Origin of the sequence: Spiroplasma sp. hy2, assembly GCF_044714365.1 — a bacterium.
Classification (GTDB): domain Bacteria; phylum Bacillota_I; class Bacilli_A; order Mycoplasmatales; family Mycoplasmataceae; genus Spiroplasma; species Spiroplasma phoeniceum.
This window is the reverse complement of the sequence record NZ_RXFZ02000169.1, coordinates 1-2138: the sequence shown is the minus strand read 5'-3', so window position 1 is coordinate 2138 and position 2138 is coordinate 1. Positions and strand designations below refer to the sequence as shown.

The 2138-nt window shown below is 24.6% G+C and carries 3 protein-coding genes; all 3 read right to left on the bottom strand.

Annotated elements, in window-relative coordinates:
* Positions 1–86 precede the first annotated feature (86 nt).
* A complete protein-coding gene (locus EHV01_RS04970) occupies positions 87–1232 on the bottom strand; it encodes a hypothetical protein (RefSeq protein ID WP_422066487.1) in 1146 nt (381 codons plus the stop codon).
* A gap of 13 nt (positions 1233–1245) precedes the next feature.
* Positions 1246–1368: a hypothetical protein gene (locus EHV01_RS04965; RefSeq protein WP_422066486.1), complete on the bottom strand. Its 123-nt coding sequence runs from the start codon at positions 1366–1368 to the stop codon at positions 1246–1248.
* A 161-nt stretch (positions 1369–1529) separates the two neighbouring features.
* Positions 1530–2138: hypothetical protein (locus EHV01_RS04960; RefSeq protein ID WP_422066485.1), on the bottom strand; the 609-nt coding region annotated here is incomplete at its 5' end.

Sequence of the window (2138 nt, the reverse complement as noted above, 5' to 3'; positions counted from 1 at the left end):
ATAATCAAATTTATCAAATTTCATAATTTTAGATTCCTATAATTTCTATTTTAAATATATTTTATAGGAATTTTAAAATAACTAGGTTATGCAAGAAGTCTATTGAATGTTCTACTATTTAAAACAGCATTATCATATTTAATTAACTTAATAATAAATTCAGTTAATTTAATTTCTCTAATATATATCATTTGTTCGTATGATGCGTTTGTTTGAATATTCACACCATCAACTTCCGCCTGAGTTTGTTGAGCTCCTTTAGCGATTGCAGGAACATGATGGCGATTTATTTTATAATAATTAGTTAATAATCAATCATATATTTTGGTTAATTGTTCACCTTTAAAATTACCAGCGATATAGTCTACTGGTTGAAAATTACTATCAGGGTCTCCTTCAACCAATAATAAGTCATTTTCAATAAATGAAGCCAACATTTTACTAATTTCTTGGTCAACAACACCAGTWACTCCATTAGTATTAATGGTAAATTTACCACTATTTAATAATGGGTCTAACATTATCTTTTCAGCAATAATATCTAAAATACTAGCAAATTGTTTACCATAACGAGCAGAAGGTTCAAAATTAGGATTATTAGGAATAATTTTAATCGGAATAAAATTAAGTGGTAATATTTCTTCTCTTTGTAAAGTTGTATAGTTATTTCATTTAGCATCATCAATATATAAGTCGGTAATAGTACTGTATAATCGTGTTTTTAACTTTCTAATAACTTTTACTTGTTTAGTTACATAATCAATCTCTAATTTTTCAGTAATAAAAACACTCTGGTCATTTTTAATATAAGGGTCATAATCAAAAGTACAAGATACTAAATTACCTAATTCATCATACTGGTCATTGAAAAAATCAATAGTAATAAAATTAAGTTTAGAATTATTAGCAAAAATAAAATATGCACCCTTACCATTTCTATTAATTTTATATTCGTTATATCAATTCTTATTAGTAAAGTCCTGCATTTTTAAAAAATTATTAATTAATTTAGTATCTATTTTTTGATTAGTAATTGGATTATAAATGATAATTTCTAACTCACGCGGATTTAAAAAATTAGCATTATCTTCGCATATTCTTTTTTCTAAGATCTCATTATGCTTTTGAACAGTAACCTTTTTACGATTAGTAATAGTTGATGCTAAATTAAGATAATAACTATCAATATCATAACTCTTTTTTAATTTCTTTTTTGGTGGTAACAATCCCATTTATAACACCTCTTTATTTTGTATTTTCTTTTTTAATAACATCTTCAATATTATCTTGTTTTTGGTTTTTGTTATGTGTTTTGATAAATCTAATTGTTTCAATAATTAAAATGATAATTCCAGCTCCGATAAGCATTGCTGAAACAATAACATATGCTGGTCAAGAAATACCTAATGTTTTTTCTCCTATAAAACAAATAATAATTCCTGCGATAAAAACAATGATGAAACTCCAAATATTTTCAAAAACATAATTACATCTTTAACTTCTACTTTTGGCATAAAAACATCTCCTTCCTAACTTACTTTTTTTCTTTCAATATACAATCCTTTAATTTCAACACTATTTGATATTGATGATAATTTAAACTCACCGTTGGAAAATAATTGAATGGTAATTCAACCACTTGGATTATTTCCATATGATATTCCACTTGCTAATTGACCTTTAAAATTTATATGCGTAATTATATATAGTTCTATCTCAAGCTTTGTATAACACCATAAACGATAATAATATTCTGATTTATTAAAATTTTTAATTKTAAAATATWTAGAATTAGGATTAAAATCACTAGTATTAACAACTTCTCAATCATTTGGTATTTTAGGTAAATCTTTTTTCTGTAAATAAAATTTATCTAAATATTTAGTAGTACCAAATGTATCATCAGTACTTTCAATTCCCGCAACTGTACTATCAATAATCATATAATCAGCAGTATTTTTACCGCCTTCAAAACTAGGGTCTCAAATTCTTAATTCCCCGTTTTCAGCATTAAAATCAGCATTAGCACGACCACTACTATTAGGTAATAAAGTTATTTTATTTTGTTTTAAATCTGAAACCATTAATTCATCAGCAGTATTTTTAATAATTGTTTTATTATCAATTTTAATATCACY